The organism is Enterococcus sp. DIV2402 (assembly GCF_017426705.2).
Classification (GTDB): Bacteria; Bacillota; Bacilli; order Lactobacillales; family Enterococcaceae; genus Enterococcus_F; species Enterococcus_F lowellii.
In genome coordinates this window covers 2,543,156-2,570,057 of record NZ_CP147251.1, presented here as the reverse complement: position 1 = coordinate 2,570,057, position 26,902 = coordinate 2,543,156, and the positions used below count along the sequence as shown (strand labels likewise).

At 36.2% G+C, this 26,902-nt stretch carries 23 protein-coding genes and 2 tRNA genes; 16 read left to right on the top strand and 9 right to left on the bottom strand.

Annotation, left to right across the window (positions count from 1 at the left end):
- Window positions 1–37: 37 nt before the first annotated feature.
- From DOK78_RS12480 to DOK78_RS12465, 4 genes are all read left to right on the top strand, one after another.
- Complete coding sequence (locus tag DOK78_RS12480) at window positions 38–1,462, top strand: FTR1 family protein (protein WP_207872067.1); 1,425 nt, start codon at window positions 38–40, stop codon at window positions 1,460–1,462.
- Window positions 1,452–2,633, top strand: coding sequence for an iron uptake system protein EfeO (efeO, locus tag DOK78_RS12475; protein ID WP_207872071.1), 1,182 nt, complete (start codon window positions 1,452–1,454; stop codon window positions 2,631–2,633). Before DOK78_RS12480 ends, efeO begins: the two co-directional genes overlap by 11 nt.
- Before the next feature lie 12 nt (window positions 2,634–2,645).
- Complete coding sequence (gene efeB, locus DOK78_RS12470; RefSeq protein WP_207872074.1) at window positions 2,646–3,881, top strand: iron uptake transporter deferrochelatase/peroxidase subunit; 1,236 nt, start codon at window positions 2,646–2,648, stop codon at window positions 3,879–3,881.
- A gap of 78 nt (window positions 3,882–3,959) precedes the next feature.
- A complete protein-coding gene (locus DOK78_RS12465) occupies window positions 3,960–5,165 on the top strand; it encodes a M20 family metallo-hydrolase (RefSeq protein WP_207872077.1) in 1,206 nt (401 codons plus the stop codon).
- Window positions 5,166–5,205: 40 nt separating this feature from the next.
- Here the strand turns inward: DOK78_RS12465 and DOK78_RS12460 are convergent, their stop codons facing one another.
- Window positions 5,206–5,562, bottom strand: a complete 357-nt coding sequence (locus DOK78_RS12460) for a winged helix-turn-helix transcriptional regulator (RefSeq protein WP_207872080.1) — start codon at window positions 5,560–5,562, stop codon at window positions 5,206–5,208.
- A gap of 130 nt (window positions 5,563–5,692) precedes the next feature.
- Between DOK78_RS12460 and DOK78_RS12455 the strand changes: the two genes are divergently transcribed.
- Window positions 5,693–6,532: an aldo/keto reductase gene (locus DOK78_RS12455; RefSeq protein WP_207872084.1), complete on the top strand. Its 840-nt coding sequence runs from the start codon at window positions 5,693–5,695 to the stop codon at window positions 6,530–6,532.
- Window positions 6,533–6,544: 12 nt separating this feature from the next.
- Window positions 6,545–7,339: an SDR family NAD(P)-dependent oxidoreductase gene (locus DOK78_RS12450; protein ID WP_207872088.1), complete on the top strand. Its 795-nt coding sequence runs from the start codon at window positions 6,545–6,547 to the stop codon at window positions 7,337–7,339.
- A gap of 49 nt (window positions 7,340–7,388) precedes the next feature.
- Here DOK78_RS12450 and DOK78_RS12445 read toward each other — a convergent pair whose 3' ends face one another.
- Window positions 7,389–8,360, bottom strand: coding sequence for a diaminopimelate dehydrogenase (locus DOK78_RS12445; RefSeq protein ID WP_207872091.1), 972 nt, complete (start codon window positions 8,358–8,360; stop codon window positions 7,389–7,391).
- A 213-nt stretch (window positions 8,361–8,573) separates the two neighbouring features.
- On the opposite strand from DOK78_RS12445, the gene DOK78_RS12440 reads away from it, so the two are divergent.
- Window positions 8,574–8,646, top strand: a tRNA-His gene (locus DOK78_RS12440).
- Window positions 8,647–8,664: 18 nt separating this feature from the next.
- A tRNA-Gln gene (locus DOK78_RS12435) sits at window positions 8,665–8,736 on the top strand.
- Between the two features lie 88 nt (window positions 8,737–8,824).
- Here DOK78_RS12435 and DOK78_RS12430 read toward each other — a convergent pair.
- From DOK78_RS12430 to DOK78_RS12415, 4 genes are all read right to left on the bottom strand, one after another.
- Window positions 8,825–9,628 carry an ABC transporter ATP-binding protein gene (locus tag DOK78_RS12430; protein ID WP_207872094.1) on the bottom strand — a complete coding sequence of 268 codons (804 nt, stop codon included), beginning with the start codon at window positions 9,626–9,628 and terminating at the stop codon, window positions 8,825–8,827.
- A complete protein-coding gene (locus DOK78_RS12425) occupies window positions 9,625–10,524 on the bottom strand; it encodes an ABC transporter permease (protein ID WP_422389684.1) in 900 nt (299 codons plus the stop codon). Before DOK78_RS12425 ends, DOK78_RS12430 begins: the two co-directional genes overlap by 4 nt.
- 63 nt (window positions 10,525–10,587) lie before the next feature.
- Window positions 10,588–11,568: an ABC transporter substrate-binding protein gene (locus tag DOK78_RS12420; RefSeq protein WP_207872100.1), complete on the bottom strand. Its 981-nt coding sequence runs from the start codon at window positions 11,566–11,568 to the stop codon at window positions 10,588–10,590.
- 380 nt (window positions 11,569–11,948) lie between these two features.
- A complete protein-coding gene (locus DOK78_RS12415; protein WP_207872103.1) occupies window positions 11,949–13,103 on the bottom strand; it encodes a hydroxymethylglutaryl-CoA synthase in 1,155 nt (384 codons plus the stop codon).
- Window positions 13,104–13,282: 179 nt separating this feature from the next.
- Here DOK78_RS12415 and DOK78_RS12410 point away from each other — a divergent pair, with 179 nt between their 5' ends.
- On the top strand, window positions 13,283–15,691 hold the full coding sequence (locus tag DOK78_RS12410) for a hydroxymethylglutaryl-CoA reductase, degradative (RefSeq protein WP_207872106.1): 2,409 nt from the start codon (window positions 13,283–13,285) through the stop codon (window positions 15,689–15,691).
- Between the two features lie 151 nt (window positions 15,692–15,842).
- Window positions 15,843–16,385 carry a hypothetical protein gene (locus tag DOK78_RS12405; protein ID WP_207872109.1) on the top strand — a complete coding sequence of 181 codons (543 nt, stop codon included), beginning with the start codon at window positions 15,843–15,845 and terminating at the stop codon, window positions 16,383–16,385.
- Window positions 16,386–16,424: 39 nt separating this feature from the next.
- On the opposite strand, the gene DOK78_RS12400 is transcribed toward DOK78_RS12405, so the two are convergent.
- Window positions 16,425–17,429, bottom strand: coding sequence for a nucleoid-associated protein (locus DOK78_RS12400; protein WP_207872112.1), 1,005 nt, complete (start codon window positions 17,427–17,429; stop codon window positions 16,425–16,427).
- A gap of 116 nt (window positions 17,430–17,545) precedes the next feature.
- Here DOK78_RS12400 and DOK78_RS12395 point away from each other — a divergent pair, with 116 nt between their 5' ends.
- Together DOK78_RS12395 and DOK78_RS12390 are read left to right on the top strand one after the other, a co-directional pair.
- Window positions 17,546–17,812 carry a hypothetical protein gene (locus tag DOK78_RS12395; RefSeq protein ID WP_207872115.1) on the top strand — a complete coding sequence of 89 codons (267 nt, stop codon included), beginning with the start codon at window positions 17,546–17,548 and terminating at the stop codon, window positions 17,810–17,812.
- A gap of 107 nt (window positions 17,813–17,919) precedes the next feature.
- Window positions 17,920–18,555: a hypothetical protein gene (locus DOK78_RS12390; RefSeq protein WP_207940055.1), complete on the top strand. Its 636-nt coding sequence runs from the start codon at window positions 17,920–17,922 to the stop codon at window positions 18,553–18,555.
- A 110-nt stretch (window positions 18,556–18,665) separates the two neighbouring features.
- Here DOK78_RS12390 and mprF read toward each other — a convergent pair whose 3' ends face one another.
- Together mprF and DOK78_RS12380 are read right to left on the bottom strand one after the other, a co-directional pair.
- A complete protein-coding gene (mprF, locus tag DOK78_RS12385; RefSeq protein ID WP_207940056.1) occupies window positions 18,666–21,203 on the bottom strand; it encodes a bifunctional lysylphosphatidylglycerol flippase/synthetase MprF in 2,538 nt (845 codons plus the stop codon).
- Complete coding sequence (locus DOK78_RS12380) at window positions 21,190–21,924, bottom strand: alpha/beta fold hydrolase (RefSeq protein ID WP_207940057.1); 735 nt, start codon at window positions 21,922–21,924, stop codon at window positions 21,190–21,192. The genes mprF and DOK78_RS12380 overlap by 14 nt, the downstream gene beginning before the upstream one ends.
- A 203-nt stretch (window positions 21,925–22,127) precedes the next feature.
- Here DOK78_RS12380 and DOK78_RS12375 point away from each other — a divergent pair, with 203 nt between their 5' ends.
- The 4 genes from DOK78_RS12375 to rpoD all read left to right on the top strand — a co-directional run bounded on the left by DOK78_RS12375 (window position 22,128) and on the right by rpoD (window position 26,811).
- Window positions 22,128–22,760 carry a lysozyme family protein gene (locus tag DOK78_RS12375; protein ID WP_207940058.1) on the top strand — a complete coding sequence of 211 codons (633 nt, stop codon included), beginning with the start codon at window positions 22,128–22,130 and terminating at the stop codon, window positions 22,758–22,760.
- Between the two features lie 27 nt (window positions 22,761–22,787).
- Entirely contained in the window at window positions 22,788–23,633 is an 846-nt protein-coding gene (locus DOK78_RS12370) for a DUF368 domain-containing protein (protein ID WP_207940059.1), read from the top strand.
- A gap of 218 nt (window positions 23,634–23,851) precedes the next feature.
- Window positions 23,852–25,681, top strand: coding sequence for a DNA primase (dnaG, locus tag DOK78_RS12365; RefSeq protein ID WP_207940060.1), 1,830 nt, complete (start codon window positions 23,852–23,854; stop codon window positions 25,679–25,681).
- A 23-nt stretch (window positions 25,682–25,704) separates the two neighbouring features.
- Window positions 25,705–26,811, top strand: coding sequence for an RNA polymerase sigma factor RpoD (gene rpoD, locus DOK78_RS12360; protein ID WP_207940061.1), 1,107 nt, complete (start codon window positions 25,705–25,707; stop codon window positions 26,809–26,811).
- The last annotated feature ends 91 nt before the right edge of the window (window positions 26,812–26,902 follow it).

Below are 26,902 nucleotides of genomic sequence, written 5' to 3'. Positions count from 1 at the left end.
ATTCTCAATTAGGTGGATAGGAGGTTAGAAAATCATCGTGGACAAGAGAAGAATGCTTGTGCAAATTTTCCTTAGTGTGAGTTTGTTTTTTGCTTTTTTGACTACGACAAATCATCGTGCTGACGAAATAGCGTTCGATATTGCTCAACCGACAGCGAGTATTGAAGAAACGCTGTCTTGGGTGGATCAAGCTGATTTTGATAAAGCCGAGCAAACGTACCAGGAAGTAAAAAAGTGGTGGACTATGGAAAAGCAAGCAGCCAAAAAGAAAAATACCACTGTCGCTCAACAAATTGATTTAAAAGTTGGACAAGCATCAATTGCCTTATTGTTGGAGGATTCAACTGAAGCTAAAAAAGAGCTAATTGCTCTGGAACAAGCTATTGTGGCAATGAATCAACAAGAGCATTCGCTAGGAGCATATATCAATAAGTTGGTGCAACTAAAGACAATGGTTCAAGAGGAATCTTGGGAAGAAGTACAAGTGACAACCGAGCAATTAGCTTCCGAATGGTTATCCGTAGAAGGAGATGTAGTTAGTCGTTCACAAGCGATTTACGATCATTCAGAAAAAAATTTATTGGATTTAAAACATGCTGCTGAAACTAAAAATAAAGAAGCCATTCTAGCAACCATTGACGACATGCAAAAAGAGTTGTCATCGATTGATTCAGCTGACTATTCGATAATTGATGTAGCAATGATTCCTTTTCGCGAAGGTTTAGAAGCAATGTTGATTATCAGTTTATTGCTTTCAGTTGTTAAACAACGAGAAAACAGTAAAAAAGCAAAACGTTGGATTCTAGGAGGCAGTGTTTTAGGTGGTTTAACGAGTTTAGCGATTGGTGTATTGGTTTATTATGTTTTATCAGTGGTTGCCTTTGGGACTAATAGTCAGTTGATTAACGGCTATTCAGGTGTTTTTTCAAGTGTAATGCTAGTATTTGTTGGAATCTGGATGCACAAATCATCGGATGTACAAAAAATGACAAGCTTTTACAAAGAAAAAAGTCAAAATTCTGCGACTGGTGGAGTTGTAGGGTTGGCCGCGTTAGCCTTTCTAGCAGTGATTCGTGAAGGATTAGAAATTGTTATTTTTATTATCGGTTTAGTAGGAAAAGTTTCTATGCAACAATTGATTGCTGGATTTTTATTGGGGACATTTTTATTAGCTGTGGTTGCGATTGTTTTATTTGTTTTTGAACGTCGCTTACCGTTAAAAGCTTTCTTCACATTATCTAGTTTAGTGATTTTTTACTTAGCAATTAAATTTATGGGCTCGGGAATTCATAGTTTACAATTAGCCAACCAATTGCCAAATCAGGTAGAAACCTATTTACCAACTGTGACGGCATTGAGTATCTATCCATCATGGATTTCATTTATCCCGCAACTCTTAATTATTGGGATTATTATTGTCTATCTACTTCAAAGAAAAAAGGAGAATTCTCATGAAAAATAAAATTTTAGGTATCTTATTCGTATCAACAATGGTGTTAGGTGCATGTGGAACCACAACTAAATCTGCTGATTCAACAGAAGAACAAGCAACATCTACAACAACTAGTGAAGTTGCTGCAAACGATGTCGATGACGCAGCCTTAAAAAAAGAAATTCAAACGATGCGTGATGAATTAGCAACAGTTAAAGATGCCGTAGATAAACAAGATGCTAAAGCGTTACTTGATAATTCAAAAGCGATGCACAAACATTGGTTAGCGTTTGAAAATGATGTTCGTAAAGCCTATCCGTTAGAATACAGCACGGTCGAAAAATATGAAACACCAATCTTTTATGGTGCACAATACGATAAACCTGATTTTGAAGTGATTGCTGAAAATGTTACTGGTTTAGAAGACTCATTAACGAAATTAGAAAATGCCAAACAAACAAAAGCAAAAACATCAGAAGTTCTAGATCAAGCAGTTCAAAATTATCAAAGCTATTTGCAAGAACAAAGTGATTTATTAGTCACTGCAACAAAAAAATTCACGGATGCGGTACGCAATAATGACATTGAGGCAGCAAAAACAGAATATGTGAAATCACGTGTATTTTATGAACGAATTGAACCAGTAGCAGAAAGCTTTGGTGATTTAGATCCTGATATTGATGCACGTATTAATGATGTTGACTCTGAAGCCGATTGGACTGGTTTCCATGTAATTGAACGTGCGCTGTGGGAAAATAATACGACAGAAGGCATGAAAGAATTTGCGGATAAATTAGATGCTGATGTTAAAAAATTAGACGACCAAGTAAAAACGTTGGAAATGGAACCAACACAAATGGTTGCTGGGGCGATGGAATTACTGAATGAAGCAGCGACGACAAAAATTACTGGGGAAGAAGAAGCCTACTCACATACCGATTTATCCGATTTAGCAGCTAACGTAGAAGGCTCAAAAGTTGTTTATCAAGCAATTATTCCTGCCTTGAATGAAAATGACGAAGAATTAGCAAACCAATTAGACACGCAATTCAACACAATGGAAGAAAAATTAGCAGCCTATCAATCTGGTGATAGTTATGTGGATTATACAGAATTGAGTAAAGAACAGATTCGTGAAATCAGTACAGAATTATCAACACTAGCTGAATTGATGGCGAAAACCGGCGCAATTTTTAATTAAGGATTGAAAAAAATGAGTAAGAAAGAAGACAAGTTATTTGAAAAAAAGATTTCTCGGCGTGACATGTTAAAATTATCTGCTCTGACTGGTGTAGGAATTGTTGCGGCTACTTCTGGCGTGACAACTTCAATAGACTTGTTGCAACAAGCGACTAAACAGACAAATGCACAGCAAGTCGTTGATTTTTTTGGAACCTATCAAGCAGGGATTGTTACCCCGCAACAAGAATATGGTTATTTTGTTGCATTTGATTTGACCTTAAACACTGTGAAAGAAGTAAAACAACTATTAAGAGATTGGACCATGCTTGCACAAACCGTTACTAAAGGTGAAACCATGGAAAATCCTAACAATGAGCTATTGCCGCCGAATGACACTGGCGATAGTTTAGGCTTAAATGCACAAAATTTAACGATTACGATTGGTTATGGTCTGTCTTTGTTTGAAAAAGATGGTGTCGACCGTTTTGGCATTCGCGATAAGAAACCTATTTATCTCAATTCAATGCCTAAGATGGCGCACGATTCGTTGCAATCAGAGTTGTCGGATGGAGATATTTTATTCCAAGTTTGTTCTGATGATCGGCAAGTTGCGTTCCACGCCGTGCGTAATTTAATTCGAATGAGTTCGGGACGAGCAACAGTTCGTTTTTTAGAAAACGGATTTATCAAAGGTGGCAAAGACGAAACACCTCGTAATTTATTTGGTTTCAAAGATGGAACAGCAAATGTTGAACATGATACAAAAACAGGCTATGATGCAGTTGTGTGGGCCGATCAGACAGAACCAACGTGGTTTCAAGAAGGGACCTATCTCGGTTATCGGAAAATCAAGATGCTTTTGGAAATTTGGGATCGTTCAAGTTTATTAGATCAAGAAGATACCTTTGGACGTAAAAAAGAATCTGGGGCAGCTTATGGGCGTCAAGAAGAGTTTGAACCGGTCATTTTGTCTAAACAGCCGATTGATTCCCATGTTAAATTAGCCAAAGATGTTAAAAAGAAAATGCATCGGCGGGCGTATTCTTATCAAAATGGGATTGACGAGATAACCGGTACTATTGATGCTGGTTTGTTATTTATTGCGTTTACTCAAAATCCTGAAGAACAATATATTCCCATGCTACAACTAATGGGTAGAAAAGATAAACTAAACGAATACACAATTCCGATTGGTAATGGCTTGTATGCTTGCCAAAAAGGCTTAAAAAAAGGTGAGTACTTTGGCCAACAATTATTTGCGAATTAACGGAAAAACTCTCGAAAAGAAATTTTTGAGAGTTTTTCTTTTGTTTACGTTATACTAGTGCTAAAAGGATGTGATTAAATGGTTCAATCAGAATTAACGGTTCATGACATCATCGAAAAAATAGCAACTTTTACGAATGATCCAGTACCGCAAATCACGCGGTTGGTTTACCAAGAAAGCTGGACACAAGCGCAAGACTATCTCTTAGGACTTGCTCAAAAATTAGGTATGGATGTGGCTATTGATGAAATGGGCAATGGTATTTTAACGATTAAAGGCACAAAAGAAGGCGCTGTGACTTTAGGTAGTCATATTGATTCCGTAGTAAATGCTGGTAAATATGATGGGGTATACGGTGTCGCAGCAGCGATTGTTTCTGTAAAAGAATTGGTTGAGCAATATGGTCAACCGACATATGATTTGCAAGTATTGATCTTTTCTGAAGAAGAAGGTAGTCGTTTTCCCATGAATTTCTCAGGTTCATTGAATGTGATTGATGCCTTACCGGATATAAAACAACTGCAAGATCGAGAGGGTTTCTCTTTTATCGAGGAGCGTGAAAAGGCATTGGCACCGTTAAAAGCCAAATTTCCGATAGGGAAGGCGCAAATGCCTATCAGTTTTGCTGAAATCCATATTGAACAAGGCCCTGTATTAGAAATCAAACAAAAACAAATTGGACTTGTAACAGGAATTGTGGCTCAAAAGAAATTTACTGTAACAATTAATGGCGAAGCGAATCATGCAGGAACAACTCCTATGTCGATGCGTAAAGATGCTTTCAAACATGCGATTCAATTGATTACTTATTTAGAAAATGTTGCCCAACAAATTGGAGAGCCTTTTGTATATACCGTTGGAGAAATACAGTTAAGCCCTAATGTAGTCAATGTTATTCCCGGAAAAGCTGTTTTTTCTATTGATGTCCGTCATATCAATGCAGAGGTATTGGATGACTTTGAAGAAAAACTACAGGCGTATGTTGCAAAACAAGAAACAATGATTATCGTAGAACGCTGGTTAAATGAACCTTCTGAAAAAATGGATGAAGGTTTCTTATCATTATTAGAAGAAATTTGCCACGATAAAAATAGTAGCTACGAAAAAATGGCAAGTGGTGCTGGCCACGATACCCAGGTCATGAATCTTGTGACCAAAACAGCGTTATTATTTGTTCCAAGTCGCAATGGCATTTCACATTCTCCGTATGAGTATACCACTGCGGAAGATTTAGAACGCGGCAAAGAAATTTTGAAAGAATTTATTTATCGCCTAGCGTATTAATAAAAAACTGATTTGAGTAACAAGACTCAAATCAGTTTTTTTATTCCTCTTCCAAAAGAATAATCTGGTGTCCTTGTTTTTGTAAGGTATTGACATGTAATTTACCCCATTCGCACAAGCTATCTAACACAGTACTTAAGGTTTGACCATACTGACTTAGGGCATATTCGACTTTAGGCGGAACTTGATTGTACGATTTGCGATGAACGATATTTGATTGTTCTAATTCGCGTAATTGTTGTGTGAGCATTTTCTGACTAATACCAGGAATTTTGCGTTGAAGGTCACTTGGACGTAACGGTGCTTCACGTAAATTACATAAAATAATCGGTTTCCATTTTCCTCCAATAACGTCCATTGTTGCTTCAACACCAATATTATAAATTTTTTCTGTCATTTTTTATTCCAAACTCCTTTATTTATCCAATACATACTTTTGAGTGTGTATCATACAAAAAAGTACGTACTATACATCTAAGTATCTTCATTATATGATACACATAGAAATTTTCAAGGAGATGATACACATGATTCAATCGTTAACAGATAGAATAAAACTAAATAATGGAACATCAATACCGGGATTAGGAATAGGTGTCTTTCAAATTCCTGAAGAACAAACTGCCGAAGTTGTTAAAACTGGCATTGTGAATGGCTACCGTTTAATTGATACAGCAGAAATATATGGCAATGAAACGGCTACAGGTTTGGGAATTCAAGAAGGGCTAAAGGCAACTGGTTTACAACGTGAAGATTTATTCATTACAACTAAAGTTTGGAATAATCATTTAACAAAACAAGAAACAAAAGCAGCTTTCGAAGCAAGTTTAGCACGTTTGCAATTGGAATACGTAGATCTGTATTTGATTCATTGGCCAGGAAATAATGCATTTGAAGCAGCTTGGTCTGCATTGGAAGAATTGTATGATGAAGGAAAAATTAAAGCTATCGGTGTAAGTAATTTTCAAATTCATCATTTAGAAAGGTTATTTTCTTTTGCTAAAGTGAAACCTGTATTGAATCAAATTGAATTACATCCTAAGTTAGCACAAAACGAATTACGAGAATTTTGCCGGAAACATGACATTCATATTCAAGCTTGGTCACCATTAATGCAAGGCGAGTTGTTAACTCATCCCACGATTTTAGAAATTGCTGAAAAAGTTCATCAAACAGCAGCACAAGTTATTTTGCGTTGGGAGGTGCAACAAGATATTTTATTAGTGGTAAAGTCCATTCATTCCAATCGAATGTTGAGCAATGCTGCAATTTTTGATTTTGAATTAGCTTCGGAAGATATGGCGCGATTGAACGAATTGAACGAAAACTTACGTGTGGGACCAGATCCAGATATATTTGATTTTTAAGGAGGGGAAAACATGGAGTTATATTTAAAAAATAAGACAGTTTTAGTCACAGGGTCAACGAAAGGGATTGGGAAAGCTATTGCAATAGAATTTGCACGTGAAGGAGCTAGTGTGATTATTAATGGACGACAGACCGAAGCTGTTTCAGAGGTAGTTCACGAATTAAAACAACAATTTCCTGAAACTAATCCGCAAGCGGCACCATTTGATTTATCCAAAGACACACAAAGAGAACAACTTTTCGTTGCATTTCCAGAGGTTGATATTTTGATTAATAATATGGGGATTTTTCAGCCAATAGATTACTTTGAGATTACGGATGAAGTTTGGAAAACGTATTTTACTACAAACGTTTTAGCTGGAAATGCTCTGGCGAAATTTTATTTACCAAAGATGCTTGCCAATGATTTCGGTCGTATTTTATTTATAGCTAGTGAAGAAGCTTTGATGCCTTCTGGTGAAATGGCACAATATAGTATGACGAAGACCATGAATTTATCCTTAGCCAAAAGTTTATCGAGATTAACAAAACAGACCAATGTCACTGTGAATACAATCTTGCCAGGTTCAACCTTAACTGAAGGTGTGCACGACATGTTAGTTACCATGTATCAAGGAAGTGGTTTAGATGAAGCCGACTGGGAAGCAGATTTCATGAAAAATCATCGACCCTTATCGCAAATTCAACGTTTGATTCGTCCAGAAGAAATTGGACGCTTTGTCGTCTTCGTAGCAAGTCCGGCATCTCGTTCATTTTCAGGAGCTGCCTTGCGATTAGATGGAGGCATGATTCCTACGATTTTTTAAATAAAAAAACAAACTGGAAAACACTCGGTTTTTCCAGTTTGTTGCTATTTTATAGTAACTCTTTTCTTAATTCTTCATCTGAAATAGGTGATAAATATTTAGGTGCAATATCTAACACAGTATATGCGCCAAATGTTTGTTCATTTGCTAGACGAGCGCAAGCACGAGCATAGGCAACTAAAACACTTGCTGTAAACTCAGGATTACTGTCTAAATATAAGTTGTATTCAATCACTTGCTTAGTATTTTCATGTGTCGTTCCAGTATGCAAAACAGTACCTCCATGAGGCATTGCTTTATGGTCATGATTTAATTCTTCTTGCGAGATGAAATGAACTTCTGTATCGTAATCTGCAAAATAATTCGGCATCGTCACGATTTCTTCTTTGATTTTTTCAGCGTCCGCGTTTTCTTCTAAAACAACAAAACATTCTCTCAAGTGTTTATCACGTGTTGTTAAAGTTAGCTTTTCACCAGCTTTTAGACGTTCAATAATTTCTGTATTGGGAATAGTATATTGCGTAGCATCAGCCACACCGGCAATACGACGTAACGCGTCAGAATGTCCTTGACTCACACCTTTGCCCCAAAAAGTATAGGTTTCGCCATTTGGTAAAATACTTTGTGCGTATAAACGATTTAAACTAAAGAGACCTGGATCCCAACCTGTAGAGATAATCGAAACGGTTTGATTTTCTTTGGCAACCTTATCAACATTAGCAAAATGTTCAGGAATTTTTGCATGAGTGTCAAAGCTATCCACTGTATTAAATAAGTGTGTTAATTCTGGTGTTTGAATAGGTAGGTCAGTTGCAGAACCGCCACATAAAATACAAACATCGATTTTATCTTGATAAGCAGTTAAATCTTCCATTGTGTAAGCTGAGGCACCTTCTGTTGTAACTGTTTCTGGAGCACGTCGCGTAAATACACCTACTAATTCCATATCTTTATTTTGTTTTAACGCACGCTCCACACCGCGTCCTAAATTACCATAACCAATAATTCCAACTTTTATCATTGTGTCACACTTCCTTTTATTAAGATAAAAAAATTATAACATGTTTCATCGCCATGAGAGTAGGCGATGAAATATTTTTTTTCGTCTGTTCTGAAGAATTGAAATTCTTATGAAAAATAACAGAAAAAAGGTAGACAAATAAAGTAGGCGATGTTATAATAGTTGAGTCGTTGCGAATTTAACAGTAAATTTGTTAGATAAGATGACATGATGGCGACCGTGGCGAAGTGGTTAACGCACCGGATTGTGGCTCCGGCACTCGTGGGTTCGATTCCCATCGGTCGCCCTTTAATATATTTAATCTTGGGGTATAGCCAAGCGGTAAGGCAAGGGACTTTGACTCCCTCATGCGTTGGTTCGAATCCAGCTACCCCAGTTGTGAAGACAATTATCATTTTGGTAATTGTCTTTTTTTATAACAAATTACCCGCAGTGATGGAAAAAATCACTACGGGCAATTTTGGTTAACTTAATAATAACTGGTCATCTTTTAATTCAGTACCGCTATTTTTTTGGAACATTTCCATTAATTGTGGCACGGTTAAATGACGTTTTTCTTCTTCGGAAATATCCACTACAATTTGTCCTTGGTGGAGCATGATTAATCGAGTACCATATTTAATGGCATCTTCCATATCATGCGTAACCATGAAAGCTGTTAGTTGATGTTCTTTAATTAAACGATCCGTTAATTCCATCACTGTAATGGAGGTTTTAGGATCCAATGCAGCGGTATGTTCATCTAATAAAATTAAGTCAGGACGAACCAAAGTTGCCATTAATAGCGTGATAGCTTGACGTTGTCCACCTGAAAGTAACCCAATCTCAGCAGTTAAACGATTTTCCAATCCTAGATTTAACGTAGCAAGTTGTTCTTTGAAGAAAGGACGATTTTTCATTTTAACAGCCAAGCTAAATCCACGTTTTTTCCCACGTTTTAAAGCCAAAGCTAAATTTTCTTCCACTGTTAAACGAACCGCAGTCCCCAGTTTTGGATCTTGGAATACGCGACTAATTGATTTTGAACGTTTGATGACAGAATCTTTCGTCACATTTTTGCCATTTAGTAAAATAGTTCCTTGTTTTGGAGGAATCGCACCAGCAATACTGTTTAATAAAGTTGATTTACCAGCACCGTTTCCACCAATAATCGTAATAAATTCTCCAGGTTGAATAGTTAAATCAATGCCTTTTAAGACGTGATTTTCATTGATAGTTCCTTGTTCAAAAATTTGGTGTAAATCTTTAATTTCTAATACGGGAGTCATTTTTTCACGCCTCCTTTTGATTTATTTAGCCCTAGTTTTCCACGAATTTGTGGTAACGATAAACATAAAACTAAGACGATGGCAGAGGCAATTTTTGAATCGGCTGGTTCGACATTTAATTCGAAAACAATTGCTAAAATGAATCGGTAAATAATTGCACCAACGACAATCGTTATTAGTCTGAACAATAACGGTTGATTACGGAATAAAACTTCTGCAATGATAATCGAAGCTAACCCAATAACAATTGTCCCAACACCAGAGTTCAAATCAGCGAACCCATTATTTTGTGCAATTAACGCACCTGATAGGGCAATACAACCGTTTGAAATCATATAACCAATCATTTTCATGTTGTCGGTATTAATACCGTTTGCCTCACTCATATCAATATTATCGCCAGTTGCACGAATGGCTAGTCCAGTTTCTGTGCGGAAAAATAAAAATAGCAATAAAATAACCAGTGCAGCAATTAATGTACCAACAATAATTGTGGCATTAATTTTGTTTAAACCTAATGATTGAAACCAACTAAAAACTGTTTTTTCTCCTAATAATGCGATGTTAGGAGCTTGCATTACACGTGAAGTGACAGAATATAAGCCAGTCATTGTAATAATTCCCGCTAACAAAGCAGGGATTTTTAATTTCGTATGAAGTAATCCAGAAACCAAACCTGCTAATACACCACCAAAAAATCCTAATAAGGTGGCAATCCATGGTGAATAACCACTTGTGATACTAATTGCCGCAATCCCCGCGCCAAGTGGAAAACTTCCTTCGGCGGTTAAATCTGCAATATCTAAAATTCGAAAGGTGATAAAAACACCAATCGCTAACAATGCCCAAACGACCCCTTGGGAAGTCGCTGACTGTACTAGAATTAATATATCCATACTCATTCCTCAAATCTTATAAAATAATAACGAGGACGAGTGAGTATCGTCCTCGCAAACGCCTTATTCAGGTGCTTTAATACTTGCTGGATCAATACCTAACGCTTCTGCCATCTCTTCATTTACGACTAATTTTAATTCATTAGCGTATTCTACAGGCGTGGTGCTAGGTGTCGCATCGCCATCAAGGATTTTTGCTGCCATTAAACCAGTTTGTTTACCTAATGATTCATAATCAATACCGTATGTTGCTAAACCACCAGCTTCTACTTGTTCAATAGAAGCCGCAACGATTGGTGTTTTTGTTTCTTTCGCTACTTCACCAACCACAGTTGCAGCACTGGCAAAGGTATTGTCGGTTGGAATGTAAATGCCATCAACGTCTTTGGCTAAACTTGTAGTAACTTGTTGCACATCATTGGTAGTGTTTGCCGTTAATTCTTTGACTTCAACACCAGCTTTTTCCAAGGCTTCTTTTGCTAAGCTCGCTTGAATTTTTGAATTTGCTTCACCAGCATTGTACATGATACCAATTGTTTTTGGATTATCAATGATGCTTAATAATAGATCGGTTTGTTTGCTAATATCTGGGACCATATCGGTTGTTCCTGTCACATTACGACCTGGTTTTTCATTGGAATCAACTAATTTTGCTTCTGCTAAGTCCGTAACTGCTGTCACAACAATTGGAATATCTTGGGTTTCATTGGCTAACGATTGAGCAGCAGGAGTAGCAATCCCTAATAATAAATCGGACTTATCTTTGACTAATTTTTCACTCATACTTTTCAAATTGTCTTGATTGTTTTGAGCATTTTGATAATCAATGACTAAGTTTTCGCCTTCTTTATAGCCGCCTTCAGCTAAACCTTCTTTAAAACCTTCGTATGCTGCATCTAATGAACCATGCTGCACAATTTGTAAAACACCAACTCTTTTTGCATCGCTATCACCACTAGACTCCTCGTTAGATGTACCACAAGCAGCTAAAGCAAATACGCTCAACGCAACAAAGCTAGTTGTAACTAATTTTTTCATTTTCATTTTTTTTCCCCCTAGAATAATTTTTAAAAATAAAAAATCCATTCAGACAAGTGTCTAAATGGATGAAAAACATCTTAAAATCAACATTTTCAGCCATTTAGGAAGTGTCTACATGGCTAACAAAAGACCCTAGCCAAATAGATACGAAAATAATTTTTCCGCCTGTACCCAAATTGCCGACTACAAGCCTATCTAAAATAGCTAAAGTAAAAGTAATTCAATTGTGTTTGCGTATTTAGATTGGTCATAATAATCCCTCCACATTGAATGTATTCAGTATAAGAGAAAAAGGGGCGTTAAGTCAATCGAAAATTTCAAATCTTCAGAAATTTTCGTCAATAAAAAACATCCCCTCATATTACATGAAAGGATGTCACTGTTTATTTTGTCCGATATGAACGAATGGTATGTTGAATCTCTGAGATACTAAATAGAGTATCGTCATCAAATGTTCCATCAATAGTTGTATCTAGTTTGTCATTAAATAATTCTTCATAGGCTTCAATTGATAATTTAACACGTTGTTCTAATAGAGCAGTATGAACATCGGCCAACAAATAGTGTTCGTAGCCTTCAACTAAATGACCACTGAAAAATTCAGAAACAGCACCGGAGCCATAACTAAAAAGCCCAATTCGATCCCCAGCTTTTAAACTTGTGGCATGCTCTAAGAGTGAAATGAGGCCCAAATATAATGAACCCGTATAAAGATTCCCAATTCGGCGACTATAAGCGATACTTTCTTCATAGCGTGCAAGAATGCGCGCTTGTTCGTCTTCTGTTTCATTTTCTAAAATAGCAAGTAAGGCTTTTTTGCCCATTTTTGTGTAAGGAATATGAAAAGCTAAGGCTTGATAATCGGCTAGTGTATAACCATTTCGACGTGTATTTTCTTGCCAAACTTTTTGGAAGGCATTGATATACGTCTCGTTTGATAGTGGTCCATCAACTAGTGGATAATCATGGCCAACTGGTCGCCAGAAATCATAGATATCTTGCGTTAACATCACATTGTCATCATTCAAACTTAAAATTCTAGGATTAGCGGTAATTAACATCGCAACTGCCCCAGCACCTTGTGTTGGTTCACCACCAGAATTTAAACCATAACGCGCAATATCGGTTGCGACGACTAAGACTTTACTTTCAGGATGAAGAGTCACATGGTTTTTTGCAAATTGCAAACCTGCCGTGCCCCCATAACAAGCTTCTTTGATTTCAAATGAGCGAGCAAAAGGTTGAATTCCTAACAAACGGTGAAGGACAACAGAAGCGGCTTTTGATTCATCAATCCCTGATTCAGTTGCCACAATTACTGTATCAATTGTTTCTAAATCTTCCTCTGTCAAAATATGCTTGGCTGCATTGGTCGCAAAAGTTACGATATCTTGTGTTTTGGCATTTATAGCCATTTGATCTTGGCCAATCCCAATATGGAATTTATTTGGATCAACATCACGAGCATGAGCTAAATCCGTCATGTCAATAAAATAAGGCGGAACAAAAAAACTGATTCTATCTATACCAACAGTCATAGTTAATCTCCTTTAACGATAGTTTACTTTTATAAAGTAACATATTTTTGTGAAAATTAGGGAAAAAATAGCAGATAATTTAAAGATTGTTAAAGAATCTTTAGTAAAAAATGGTTATAATAAAGAGAAAGTTTTTTTTTCAACAGAAGAATGCTATAGTTCATTTTGGAGGTGGCAAAGTGGAAGAAGTTGTAATTATTGATGCCTTGAGAACGCCAATTGGAAAGTATCGAGGTCAATTTAATCAAGTTTCGGCTGTTACGTTAGGGACAACCGTCACACAGGCACTATTAAAAAGAAATCCAATGCTACAAAAAGAAGTACAACAAGTTATTTTTGGGAATGTTTTACAAGCAGGGAATGGTCAAAATCCTGCACGCCAAATTGCGTTAAATAGTGGGTTATCTTATGACATTCCAGCGTCAACAATCAATGAGGTTTGCGGATCTGGTTTGAAAGCAATCGCCTTAGCTAGACAAGCAATTCAATTAGGTGAAGCGGAGGTTGTATTAGCAGGTGGCGTTGAAAGTATGAGTCAAGCACCTTATCTGTCGCAATATGATAAACAAACAGACTCTTATAGCCAACCAAAACCAGTGATGATTAAAGATGGCTTAACAGATGCTTTTAGTGGCAAGCATATGGGCTTGACCGCTGAAAATGTAGCGGAACAATTTACTATTACACGCCAACAACAAGATACGTTTGCGTTATATTCACAGAAAAAAGCAGCAGCAGCACAAGCAAAAGGCTATTTTGTAGAAGAGATTTTACCAATAGAAGTAGAAGAGACAGTGTATGCAAAAGATGAAGGCATTCGTCCTGAAACGACTCTTGAAAAATTAGGAACACTTCGCACTGTTTTTAAAGAAGAAGGCACAGTAACTGCTGGTAATGCGTCTACATTAAACGACGGTGCAGCAGGTGTCTTACTTGCATCAAAATCATTTGCTGAAAAGCATCAATTGCCCTATCTTGCTGTGATTAAAGATATTACAGAAGTCGGCATTGATCCAAGTATTATGGGGATTTCGCCAATTAAAGCGATTCGTTCACTTCTAGAACGCAACGCTTTATCGATAGATGCAATTGATTTGTTTGAGATTAATGAGGCTTTTGCAGCATCTTCTATTGTGGTTCAACAAGAATTGGCTATTCCTGATGAAAAACTCAATATTTGTGGTGGTGGCATTTCTTTAGGTCATCCAATTGGTGCAAGTGGGACGCGTATTGTGACAACTGCGGCGCATCAATTGAATCGGATAAATGGCCACTATGCAATTGCTTCTTTATGTGTAGGTGGAGGACTAGGGTTAGCTGTTTTATTAGAAAGAGCAGGCAAATCTGAAAAAAAGTTTTATGAGCTGTCTAGAGAAGAACGCTTAGATCAATTGATTGAAAAAAAAGTGCTGACTGTCAATGAAAAACCAGAATTGATGACGATGGCATTATCAGAAGAGATTGCCAATCATTTGATTGAAAATCAAATTAGTGAAGTATCGACGCCTTTGGGAGTTGGCTTAAACTTTATCGTTAATGGAAAATCCTATGTGGTACCCATGGCAACAGAAGAACCTTCTGTGATTGCTGCATGCAGCAATGGTGCTAAAATGGCCTCTTCATTCGGTGGTTTCACAAGTGAAATGACACAAAAATTATTGCGTGGACAAATTGTATTTATGAATGTTCACGATGCACAAATGATTCGCCAAACAATTGAGAACAAGCAAGCGGTCTTATTTGAAACAGCTCAAACAGTCTATCCTTCTATCGTTAAACGTGGCGGAGGATTACGAGAAATTCTTATTCGTGATTTTCCAGAAAATGAAAGTTTTCTATCCGTGGATTTACTTGTGGATACACAAGATGCGATGGGTGCTAATATAGTCAATACGATAGTAGAAGGTATTGCGAATGTTTTTCGTGAATGGTTTGATGAAGAAATTTTATTCAGTATTTTGAGTAATTACCCAACAGAAGCAGTAGTTAATGCTTCTTGTGCTATTTCTTTTGATGCTTTGGGCAAAAATGGTTGGGAAGTCGCTAAAAAAATTGCAGCCGCATCAACGTTTGCCCAACTAGATACTTATCGTGCTGCCACTCACAATAAAGGCATTATGAATGGCGTAGAAGCAGTGATTTTAGCGACAGGTAATGATACACGTGCGGCATCAGCTGCTATTCATGCATATGCGGCGCGTGATGGACAGTACCGAGGGTTGAGTCAATGGACAATGACGGATACTCATTTGCATGGGGCGATTCAACTTCCCTTAGCCTTAGGAACTGTAGGTGGCGCAACAAAAGTTTTGCCTAAAGCACAAATTGCATTGCAACTATTGGCAGTAGATCAGGCCAAAGAGTTAGCAGAAGTGATTGCTGCAGTAGGTTTAGCACAAAATTTAGCGGCCTTACGTGCTTTAGTATCAGAAGGAATTCAAAAAGGGCATATGTCATTACAAGCTCGCTCTTTAGCATTAAGCGTTGGCGCAAAAGGTGAAGACATTCAAAAAGTTGCTGACGAATTAAAGAAAACGACAATGAATGAAGCAACTGCACGGAGGATTCTCGCATCCATTCAAAAATAAACGCTAACGATTGGCAAATTCCTTGAGAAATTGTCAATCGTTTTTTTGATTTCGACGTTCAGGCATGAATTTCTAACGTTTGGGGCAAAAACGGTTCTAAAAAATTTCAGATGATATAATAAGAAATTATCGGGAGAAGGGCGGGAACAATATGAAAAAGAGAAAACCAGAATGCTTACTTGCTACGCTTGTTTTATTAATTGCGTTTGCTTTCTTTTTTATCATAAATAATAATCGTCATTCGAACAGTGCAGAATCGACTATTGTTAAGCCGATTCCTAGTAATGAGGAGAAAGTTGTTACCTATGAAATTGTTGAACCAAAAGAAAAAAGTATTTATTTAATTAATATTAATCTTGCTAATCGAGAGTTAGAGCAAGAAGTGTTCAACACAACCAATTTAACTCGACCTATTGAAAAAACGTATTATTTAGAATATAAATCCGATGTAGGCTATTACTCTGTACGCTTATACGATGCCAAAGAAACTGTTCAAATCGGAACTGAAAAACAAGCGACTGATCGCATGACAGCCTTTATCCCTTATGAAAAAATCAATGATGGTGTAGTGGGGATTGTTTTGACAACGACAGATGAAGAAATCTTAAATAAAGTTAAACAGGATCCTGAAAATGCTGAAAAATATATCAGCACTGAAGATACGATTCAAAAACAAAAAATAGTAATTAAGTAAAAAGACTGACGCTAAATTTTTTGCGTCAGTCTTTCTTTTTTATAGACGATTAATCACTTCATCGACATTTTTAATTGTGACGGAAATTGTTCCATCAGGATTATTGACGAATTCGATTAAATCAGGATTACGGTAAACATCTAAAGGGACAATTAATTCAATACCGTTAGACAATTTCAGTTTTTGTTTGCCATATTTTTTTTCAGAGATTTCTTTCACTTCTCGTAACATGGGCGCGCGATTAACAAACCCTTTATCCACGACTTCTTCTTGGAATGCCATTTGTGCCGTAATATTATCTTTGAACACTTTTTCGGCAATTTCTTTCGCGTCAATTTGTCCCGTTTCTTCAATCGTATCAAAGACCGCTTCTTTTACATCCGCTATAATATCATAAGAAGGGGCTTCAAATTTTTGCCCAATTTTTTCCGCCACTTTTTTGATGACTTTGACATTTTCTTCTAGAGAAGGAACAGGTTGAGATTCAATAACTTTCGTCGAGAAATAGAAACCTTTGTCACCTGAAAAGCTGTATTTTTTTTCGATTAGCTCATAAGCTAAAGTTGTTAGATTCAGTGTTAAGCCTTCATCTGCTTTTTGTGTTTTTCCACCTAAAATAGCACGGTTAATGATTAATTTGTTTTGGATGCCGGTTTCATCAGCCTCAACGAAATGCGTATAAGCATCCGTGTAATTGACTTTCAGAAAGGCAACATACATTTCTGTATCCATTTCGTATAAAACGATAAAGACGTCTGCACTAGGGGCATCTTCGCTTTGATGGTAGATGTCATACCAACGAGCAACAAAGTGTTCGCTAAATTGAGTGAAGTCTGATTCCGCCACGTTGGCTAATTGGCCAATAGTAGAGTCCTCAACTAAAACACCTGTTTTAGTTTGTGCTGTTGATAATTTTTGAATTTTTTTTGTTAAATAATCGCGTATATATTCAGCCGTTAAATCTAATTCAACTTGCGAATAAACAGGATCACCTGCTTCACGATCAATGATGTGTAAGATGGCACGTTTTAAATAAATATCCATTTGCTTCGCTCCTTCAAAGTCTAGTGTACAAGAAAAATGGCTTTCTAGGAAGTAAAAGATGACAGTTGTCAAAAGAAGATGTGCTTGCTACACTGAATAAAAAGGAGGCCATTTACATGGACATTACAGAACGATTAGCCAATTTTCCAGAAGCAGTAACCAATGCGTTGAGTGATAATTTTATTTTCTTAGTTGACGCAAATAAAATTCAACATTATCCTGCACGTGATTGGACGAAAGAGGAAGTGTTAGCATCGTTAACAGAACGATTAGGAAGTGAGTATACGCTTAAAGAATGGCAAAACACCGTGCTGGCAATTAATAAAACACGCGACTTATTAGCGATTATTCCTAAATATCAGTACATCAATCAGTTAAAATAAACGCTTTATTTTTATATTACTCTCATTTTTTGCATTTTTTCATGAAAATCTCTGTTCAATTCATAAATTTTTTCATATAATCGAAAAGGTATTGAAAGGGGAACATCATGAAAAAGAAACAATTAGCAAAATTAAAAAAACAATTTCGTCCTTCTTTTGAAGTGGCACGTAAAATGCTCTTTGAAAGTTTAGAAGAAAAAACGGTTGAGAAATACAACTTAACAACAAAAGTGTACATTAAACCTGAAAACAAACAAGAACTAGCGATTGAACTTGTGGATGATAATGAAGCGGTAAACAATTATGTGATTACGGTACCATTAGATGAAAATTTCAATGTTGCTGTCAAACGTATTCAAAGTCAAGAAAAGGGATTTCTAGAGCGTTTCAGTAGTAATTTAGCGGATGAAGTAGCAAGCTACTGGACACCTGCAACTCCAAAAGTGGCTAAAGAAGTACCTGAATCAAATGAAGATGAAGGAAAAAAATCAACAGATGGACTAACTTTTGTTGATTTTAACGAACAAATCCAAGCGTTTCCTAAATTCCAAGTTGAGCAAGTAGCGGAAGAAATTCGTGTGATTGAAAAAACAGCCAAAGAAAATCGCTTGCTAGCAACTATTTCTGCTGTTAAAGAAAATGAATTTGTTATTGAATCTGCGTTGGAGCGCAAATACAAACTAAAATTAGACGTAATTCCGATTATTGAAGCTTTTGCGCAAACATCAATTGGCAATCGCTAATAAATTACTAAAAATATCCGAACTATCAAGAGTGGACAGTGCTAATTCTAATGAATTTGCGACAAATTTACTCTAGTAGTTCGGATATTTTTTATCATCAGAATATTGTTTTACTCGTTTTCGATAGGTTTATTATCTAAAATGAGTAACGCAATCATCACATACGCAATCCAGCTATCTCGTGAATACAACGTGTAGCGAGAAATCCATTGACTAGCATATTTTTCTTTATAGTCACGTAAACCTTGAAAAGAATAAAAGTGACTGCCAAAAGAATAGACTAATGAGGCGATGCGTTCTTGTAGAAAGCTTTTCCGTGATTGTCCCACATTAGCTAACGGTGCCATTCCTAAATCGAAATACTGAATTCTCGATTCTTTCATGTAATCAAATAAATGAATAAATAAGAAATCCATACTGCCAGAAGGGGCTTTTGTTGGATGGTGACGCATTAAATCAATCGTGCCAATTTCTTTAGTGTAGCTAGGAATAATATTGGCAAAAGAGACGATTTCATTTTCCGAATTCTTTACGACAGCAATCGGATTTCTTTGCAAATATGCTTCTGAGAAAAAGCCTAATGAAAAGCCTCGTTCTTTGCGACCATCTAACCATTCTTCAGAAATAGCTTGTAAGGCTACCATAGTTTCTTTTGAAAACGGAGGCTGTAAGACATCAAAAGAAAACCCTTCTTTGTTAATTTTATTCAATACGGCACGTGTTCCCCGCATTTTTTTGCCAGAAGTTGTAAATGTCTCTAAATCAACTAAAGCTTCTTCACCCATTTTAATAAAATCATAACCAAAATCATGTAAAATCATGACCATTTCTTCACGTGACTCGTAAAAAACAGGTAGATAGCACCAACGATCTGCTTCTTGAATAAACGCATCTACAGCATCTGCAAAATCTTCACGTTTTCCAGAAGGATCGCCCATGACGACGCATTTATTATTAATGGTACTAAATTGTAAAAAGACAGTTGGTTCGTCGTTATTTTTATAAATAAAGACTGATTTATCTTCTAAAAAGACTAACTCGCTATCGCTATTACCACCGTATGTTTCAAGAATCGTTTGCACATCGGCGTGCTGGATGTCATCGCCAATTTTTTTCTTAGGTCCTTGTAAATAGCGAACCATCAATAACATACACGCTGCGACAACGCTAATAACGACGAAGCCAGAAAGCCAAATTTTTTCAGAAGGCAATAAGAAAAAGCTCATAAAATGATGAGGACGATGAGGAATCTCAGGTAATTGAAAGACGCCAATAATTAAATATAAAACAGTTAATACGCCAAAGACAAACCCATCAATCGTTAACCATTCCCAAGAATACACAAATTGTTCTCGAGTTAATTCTGATTTTGAAACCATTACAATTAGCAATAAACAAATCAGATAAAAGATAGTAATAAAACTAAAATCGATCACAAATGAATACACAATAGCGGCACTAATTAATAAAATAGTTGGCCAATATGCACGTTTAACCTGAGCAGCAATTCCTCGTCCCATAATTAAAAGCGTAAATCCGATTAAAATGCTCGGAAATTGGACAACAAAATGAAAGCGGAAAGGATTTAAGTGACTTAACCATGGAAAATCAGTAAAGGCTTGCGGAATAGTTGCTAAAAGTACCATCATAATTCCAGAAAAATACAGTAAACCAGTTTCTATTTTATGGAAAATTTCTAAGGTCAGTTGTTTAGGAATGCCTTCGTATTTTTCATCAAAATTTTTGAAAATATGTTTAAAGAAGAGAACCATACCGATCCCAACTGGAATTCCGTAATAACACACACGGAATAATAAGAGCCATAAAACGACCATCTCACGTTCAATTCCTAATGACGAGAGACCTAAAATCATCATGACATCAAAACTACCTAATGCTCCCGGAATCATCGATACAATTCCGATAATAATTGCAGAAATAAATAATGGTAAGACTTCCCATATTGAAAAATGAACACCTAACAAATAACCAATACTTAAGAAACTAACGACAACTCCAGTCCATTCTAAAAAAGAAGAGGCTAATAATGCCAAGCGGAATTTTCGCTCGAGACCACCAAGCAAGCCTTCTCTTTTTAAACTGGTAACAAAGTACACAATTGGGAAATATAAGCTTCCACCTACCAACCAAGGCCAATATTGTTTGAGATAGTCATTAGTATGGAATAAATGGATAGCAGCAAATGAAAAGAAACTGTAAATCGAGAGTCCCGATAAAACAAACAATAAAATTTTAGTTAAGGCGCTAAAAATTTCTTTACTCGCTTTTTTTCCATAAAATTCAGAGCGCAAGCCCATGCTAACTAGACCACCAAAACCAGCAATATTATTAATGGTATTAATCACCCAGCTTGTTTCTAAAATGTAACTCGCTTTGTAATCTAATTGCAGCATTCTTTTTAAGGTAAAATCATACCCAGACATTGGTAAAATAGCGAGCAGACTAATCAAAATCATCGCACCAATTCGCCAAAAGGGTATTTCTTTAAATAATGTCGTTAGTTGTTCAAATGAAATTGTTTTGGCAATTGATAACAGCTCGGCACTGACAATAATTGATAAAATTGCAACAAATAAAGTTTTTAATAAGGTCTTATGTTGAACGACCCATTGACTAATTTTTTTCAATTTCTTCTCCTCCTAAAAATGAAAGAACTTCTTGATTGAAATTATTGGCGTCTTTCCTTGCCAATGTGTGACCTTGCTTTGGCACTAAAACAAATTTAGCTTGCGGGAGATGATTGACAATCATTAGCGTGTGTTTCAGTTTAATGTCATCCTGTTTACCTACGATGACCAAAGTTGGAGCGATAATTTCTGTTAAATCCTTTTGACTTAATCCAATATCATGGGTCATCAGCCCAATAATTGGTCGTTTTTCACGTGCACGTTCAAAGAAAAAAGCAAGGAACCAGTAGGCAAAATACTGTAAATAAGTCAAAATAACCCAATAATTTTTTAACCCAGTTACTTTCGTATTACCTGCATTTAAAACCATTCGATTTACTTTTTCAGGATGAGTATGTGCGAAAACCATTGCAATGTTAGCTCCATCACTAAAGCCTAAAATATTAGCACGAGTGATATTTTCATGTTCCATAATGGCATTTAAATCATCAGCCATTTGTTGGAAAGAAATTTTTCTAGCAGTGTTAGTTGAATGCCCTTGACCACGACTATCTAAGACAAACACTTGAAACTCTTTCATAAAACTTTGAATTTGGTAATGGAAATAGGTTCCATCGTTGTTATTACCGTGTAGTAAAAAAAGTGGGAAACCTTGTCCATAAATTTCATAAAAGAGGAGACTACCATCAGCTACCTCTAAATATCTTTTTTTACTTTCCATGTTAATCACCTGTTTTCTTTTCCACTTAGAGTAAAGTATAGCGATTTTTTTATTTTTTTGATACTGAAAACCAGCGAACAATTCTGTAAGTTAGAGAAAGGTTGTGTTTTTTTTAAATTTTGTAAATTTCTTTAATGGAGATGGACATCTTTACTGAGACATAGTAGTCTGAAATCTGATATTAAAAAGTTTGGATGATTAGTATGAAATTAAAAAAGAAATCTTGGATTCGTTATTTATTTCAAATTGTGCTCCTCTTATTATTAGTAATAGGTAGCTATTTAGCGTATCGTAATTATCGAATTCTAAAACAGATTCATCAGTATGATGCACAAGTAGAAGCAGCAGTAAAAGAGCAAGGAATTCCTGAATATAAAGATTTAGCTTTAAGTATTATTTTTACTGAAACTAAAGGAGTGGGCGATGATCCTATGCAAAGTTCTGAAAGTGCCCATGGACAACCCAACCAAATTACAGAATCAGATCGTAGTATTGAACAAGGTGTAAGTTATTTATCTGAAGCTATTGCAAAGTCCAACGCAGCAAACACTGATTTATGGACAGCTGTTCAAGCTTATAATTTCGGTTTAGAATACATTGATTATGTTGCGGATAATGGTGGGAAAAACACACTCGAATTAGCTGAAAAATATTCTCGAGATATTTTATCACCGCTATTAGGAAATGACGATCAAACCAAATACCGCTATATTGGTCTGCATTCTTTTATTTACAATGGTGGTTATTTATATCATAATGGGGGCAACCTGTTTTATGCAGAATTAGTGAAATTAAACGAACAGAAAATTAAATGGACCAATTTTTTGTTTGAATAAAAACAAATGTAGGAGAGTATATCATTTATGGAAAACAAAAGTCACAACACAAAAAGCGGTGGAGCAGACTGGATTTTGCGCTTTGTGAAAGGAATGTTCATTGGCTCAGGATTTATTTTACCAGGAGTTAGTGGAGGAGCCTTAGCAGCTATCTTCGGAATTTATGAACGAATCATTTCGTTTTTGGCCCATATTACAAAAAACTTTAAAGAAAATGTCTTATATTTTATTCCCGTTGGTTTAGGCGGAATTACTGGCGTTTTCTTATTATCTTTTGCGGTAAGCTTTCTATTAGGTGCATATGAAACAATTATTTTATGGTTTTTTGTCGGTTGTATTATTGGAACAGTTCCTGCTCTTTGGAAAGAAGCCGGAAAAAAAGGGCGTTCAACCCGTGATATAGTCATTATGATTGTTAGTTTCATTGCTGGTTTTCTTTTCTTATGGCAAGGATCAAGCCTTTTCTCTGAAGTGCCGCAAAACTTTTGGACATGGATTATTGCAGGTGGTTTAATTGGATTGGGAATGATTGTTCCGGGCCTAAGTCCTTCAAATTTCTTAGTTTATATGGGCATGTATAAAGCGATGTCTGATGGTATAAAAAATGTCGATTTCAGTGTAATTATTCCGATTGCAATTGGTGGGATTGTTACCGTATTAGGTTTATCTCGAGTAATGGATTATATCTTTAGTAAAGCTTACGCGCAATTATTTCATTTCATTTTAGGTATTGTTTTTGCCTCAACTGTAATGATTATACCAACAAACTATACTGGTTTTACTGCGATGAATTTTGTGATGTGTGGTGTCTTGTGTTTAGCAGGTATCGTATTAGGTGCTTGGATGAGTCGTTTAGAAGAACAATACAAATAAGACAAACAGGAAATGCTTTAGGGTATTTCCTGTTTTTTAGTTATCTAGAGTTAATTTATTTTCTATAGATAGAAACAAATAACTTGAAAAGAACTGAGAATGTGATAGAATGAATGATGTGAAAAACTGTCTATTTTAGAATCGCGCTGATTTCGATTAGTGCGATTTTTTACCGATAGATAAGCTCATCTTACAGTAAATACAGGAGGTGAGTGTCAGTGGCAAGAATTCCACAGCACGTGATTGATGATGTCCGTAGTCGAACGAATATCGTTGAAGTAATTGGACAATATGTTCAGTTAAAAAAGTCTGGTAGTAAAAATTACACTGGTTTATGTCCGTTTCATAATGAAAAAACACCGTCGTTTTCAGTCGCTGAAGATAAACAATTTTATTATTGTTTTGGTTGTGGACGTGGTGGCAATGTCTTTAGTTTTGTTCAAGAGCTAGAGGGCATTTCGTTTAGTGAAGCAGTCGTCAAAGTTGCGGAGATTGAAGACATTCCCGTTGCTGAAAATTACCGACAAGCGCCACAAACCAATCCAGAATCATCCAAAACACAGCAACTGATTAAATTGCATGAAAAAGCTAGTGAAGTTTATCATCATATGCTCGTCCATACGACAGCTGGTCAAGAAGCATTGGATTATTTATTGCAGCGTGGTTTGACAGAAGAATTGATTGAAGAATTTCAAATCGGATTTGCGCCAAATCAACGAGAGTTTTTGGAACGAATTTTTCATAATGAATCCTTGGATCCTCAGTATTTTGCTGAATCGGGATTATTTGTTGAAAGAGATGCTGGTTTAGCTGATCGTTTCTATCAGCGAATTATGTTTCCTATTCGTAATTTTCAAGGGAAAATTATTGGCTTTTCAGGACGATGGTTACAAACAGACGCTTTTCCAGGTGAAGACCAACCCAAATATTTAAACAGTCCAGAAACAAGTTTATTTAATAAACGTGAAGTATTGTTTAACTTTGATAAAGCACGTAGTACCATTCGTAAAGAAGGTTCTGTCTTTTTATTTGAAGGGTTTATGGATGTTTTGGCTGCTTGGCAATCAGGTATTCAAAATGGTATTGCTTCAATGGGAACAAGTTTAACAAATCAACAAATTGCTGCGATTGAACGTGTTTCAAAAGAATTAATTCTTTGCTATGATGGTGATAAAGCTGGAATCGAAGCGACCAATCGAGGCATTGAACTTTTACAAGAGCATAGCCATCTTAATTTAACTATTGTGAGTGTTCCAGAGCGTTTAGACCCGGATGATTACGTCCGAAAGTATGGTAGTGAAGCTTTTCGTGAGTTAGCTTACCATGGTCGTGAGACGGTTTTTTCATTTAAAATGAAATATCGCAAGTTAAATCGTAATCTTGCAAATGAAAAAGAACAGTTAGAATACGTGCAAGAACTTTTACAAGATTTGTTACAAGTAGATTCACTGCTTGAACAAGATCGTTACTTAACACAACTATCAACTGAATTTCAAATTAGCCGGGAAACCTTGCAACAACAATTACGTCAGCTTAAACAAGCACGGCGCAATGAAGCAAGAACACCTACGCATGTTGAACCAGAACAAATTCCACTTCCACCACCAAGTGTGGTTCGCAAAACTCAGTTGGAAAAGGCGGAAGAACTTCTTTTGTATCGATTATTTAATGAAGACTCATTGAATCGTCGTTTCAAAACATTACAATTAACCTTTGCTCATGAGAAATATCAAGAATTATATGTCCTTTTCGACGCTTATGTTGAAACGGAAGGAGAATTTATTGTTTCAAAATTTCTCGATTTTCTCAAAGATGAGCAAATGAAACATCTAGTCATTACAATTGCCAGGCTCAATGTTCCGGAAGAAAGTACGGAACAGGAGTTTCAAGACCTTGTACGCATTATCCAAACGTCTAGCATTGTTGAAGAAATAAATAAAAAACGAATTCAGCAACAAGAAGCTAGTCAAAAAGGGAATCAACAATTGGAATTGGAATTGGCAGTTGAAATAATAAATCTTACTAAGCAATTGAAACAAGCCAAATAGCACATTGAAGGGGGACTTCTTTCATGGCAGAAGAAACAAACAAAACATATGAAAAAGCAGTTGCCGAATTTATCCGCGCAAACAAACCTAAAGGACAAGTTATCTATGATGAATTGTCAAATCAATTAGCAACACCTTACTCGTTAGATGCAGATGGAATGGACAAATTAATCCAAAAAGTTGAGGATGCTGGAATTAGCGTCGTTGATGAAAATGGTGAACCATCAATTCATAGTCTAAAGACAACTGAGAAAAAAGCACCAGAACATACCCAAGAAGATTTATCTGCGCCAACAGGTGTGAAAATTAACGATCCGGTTCGTATGTATTTAAAAGAAATCGGACGTGTGCCATTATTGACTGCTGAAGAAGAAGTCGACTTAGCCCTAAAAATCGAAGAAGGCGATCAAGAAGCAAAACAACGTCTAGCAGAAGCTAACTTACGTTTGGTAGTAAGTATCGCTAAACGCTATGTTGGACGTGGTATGCAATTCCTTGATTTAATTCAAGAAGGAAATATGGGTTTGATGAAAGCTGTTGAAAAATTTGATTACCGTAAAGGATTCAAATTCTCTACTTATGCTACATGGTGGATTCGTCAGGCGATTACGCGTGCGATTGCTGACCAAGCGAGAACGATTCGTATTCCAGTTCATATGGTGGAAACAATTAATAAATTGATTCGTATCCAACGTCAATTATTGCAAGACTTAGGAAGAGAACCAACGCCAGAAGAAATTGGTGCTGAAATGGATTTACCTACTGAAAAAGTTCGTGAGATTCTAAAAATTGCTCAAGAGCCAGTTTCCTTAGAAACGCCAATTGGTGAAGAAGATGATTCTCATTTAGGTGATTTTATTGAAGACCAAGAAGCAACAAGTCCAGCTGAACATGCTGCTTATGAATTGTTGAAAGAACAATTAGAAGATGTGCTAGATACGTTAACTGATCGTGAAGAAAACGTGCTACGTTTACGCTTTGGAATCGATGATGGTCGTACCCGCACATTAGAAGAAGTAGGCAAAGTATTTGGGGTAACTAGAGAACGTATTCGTCAAATTGAAGCAAAAGCATTACGAAAATTACGCCACCCATCTCGTTCAAAACAATTGAAAGACTTTTTAGAATAAACACACATACGAAGACTTTTAAAAGCTCCTTAGACTTTTAAAAGTCTTTTTGTTAAAAAAATAGATAATTTCCTAAAAATCAGGAGTAATT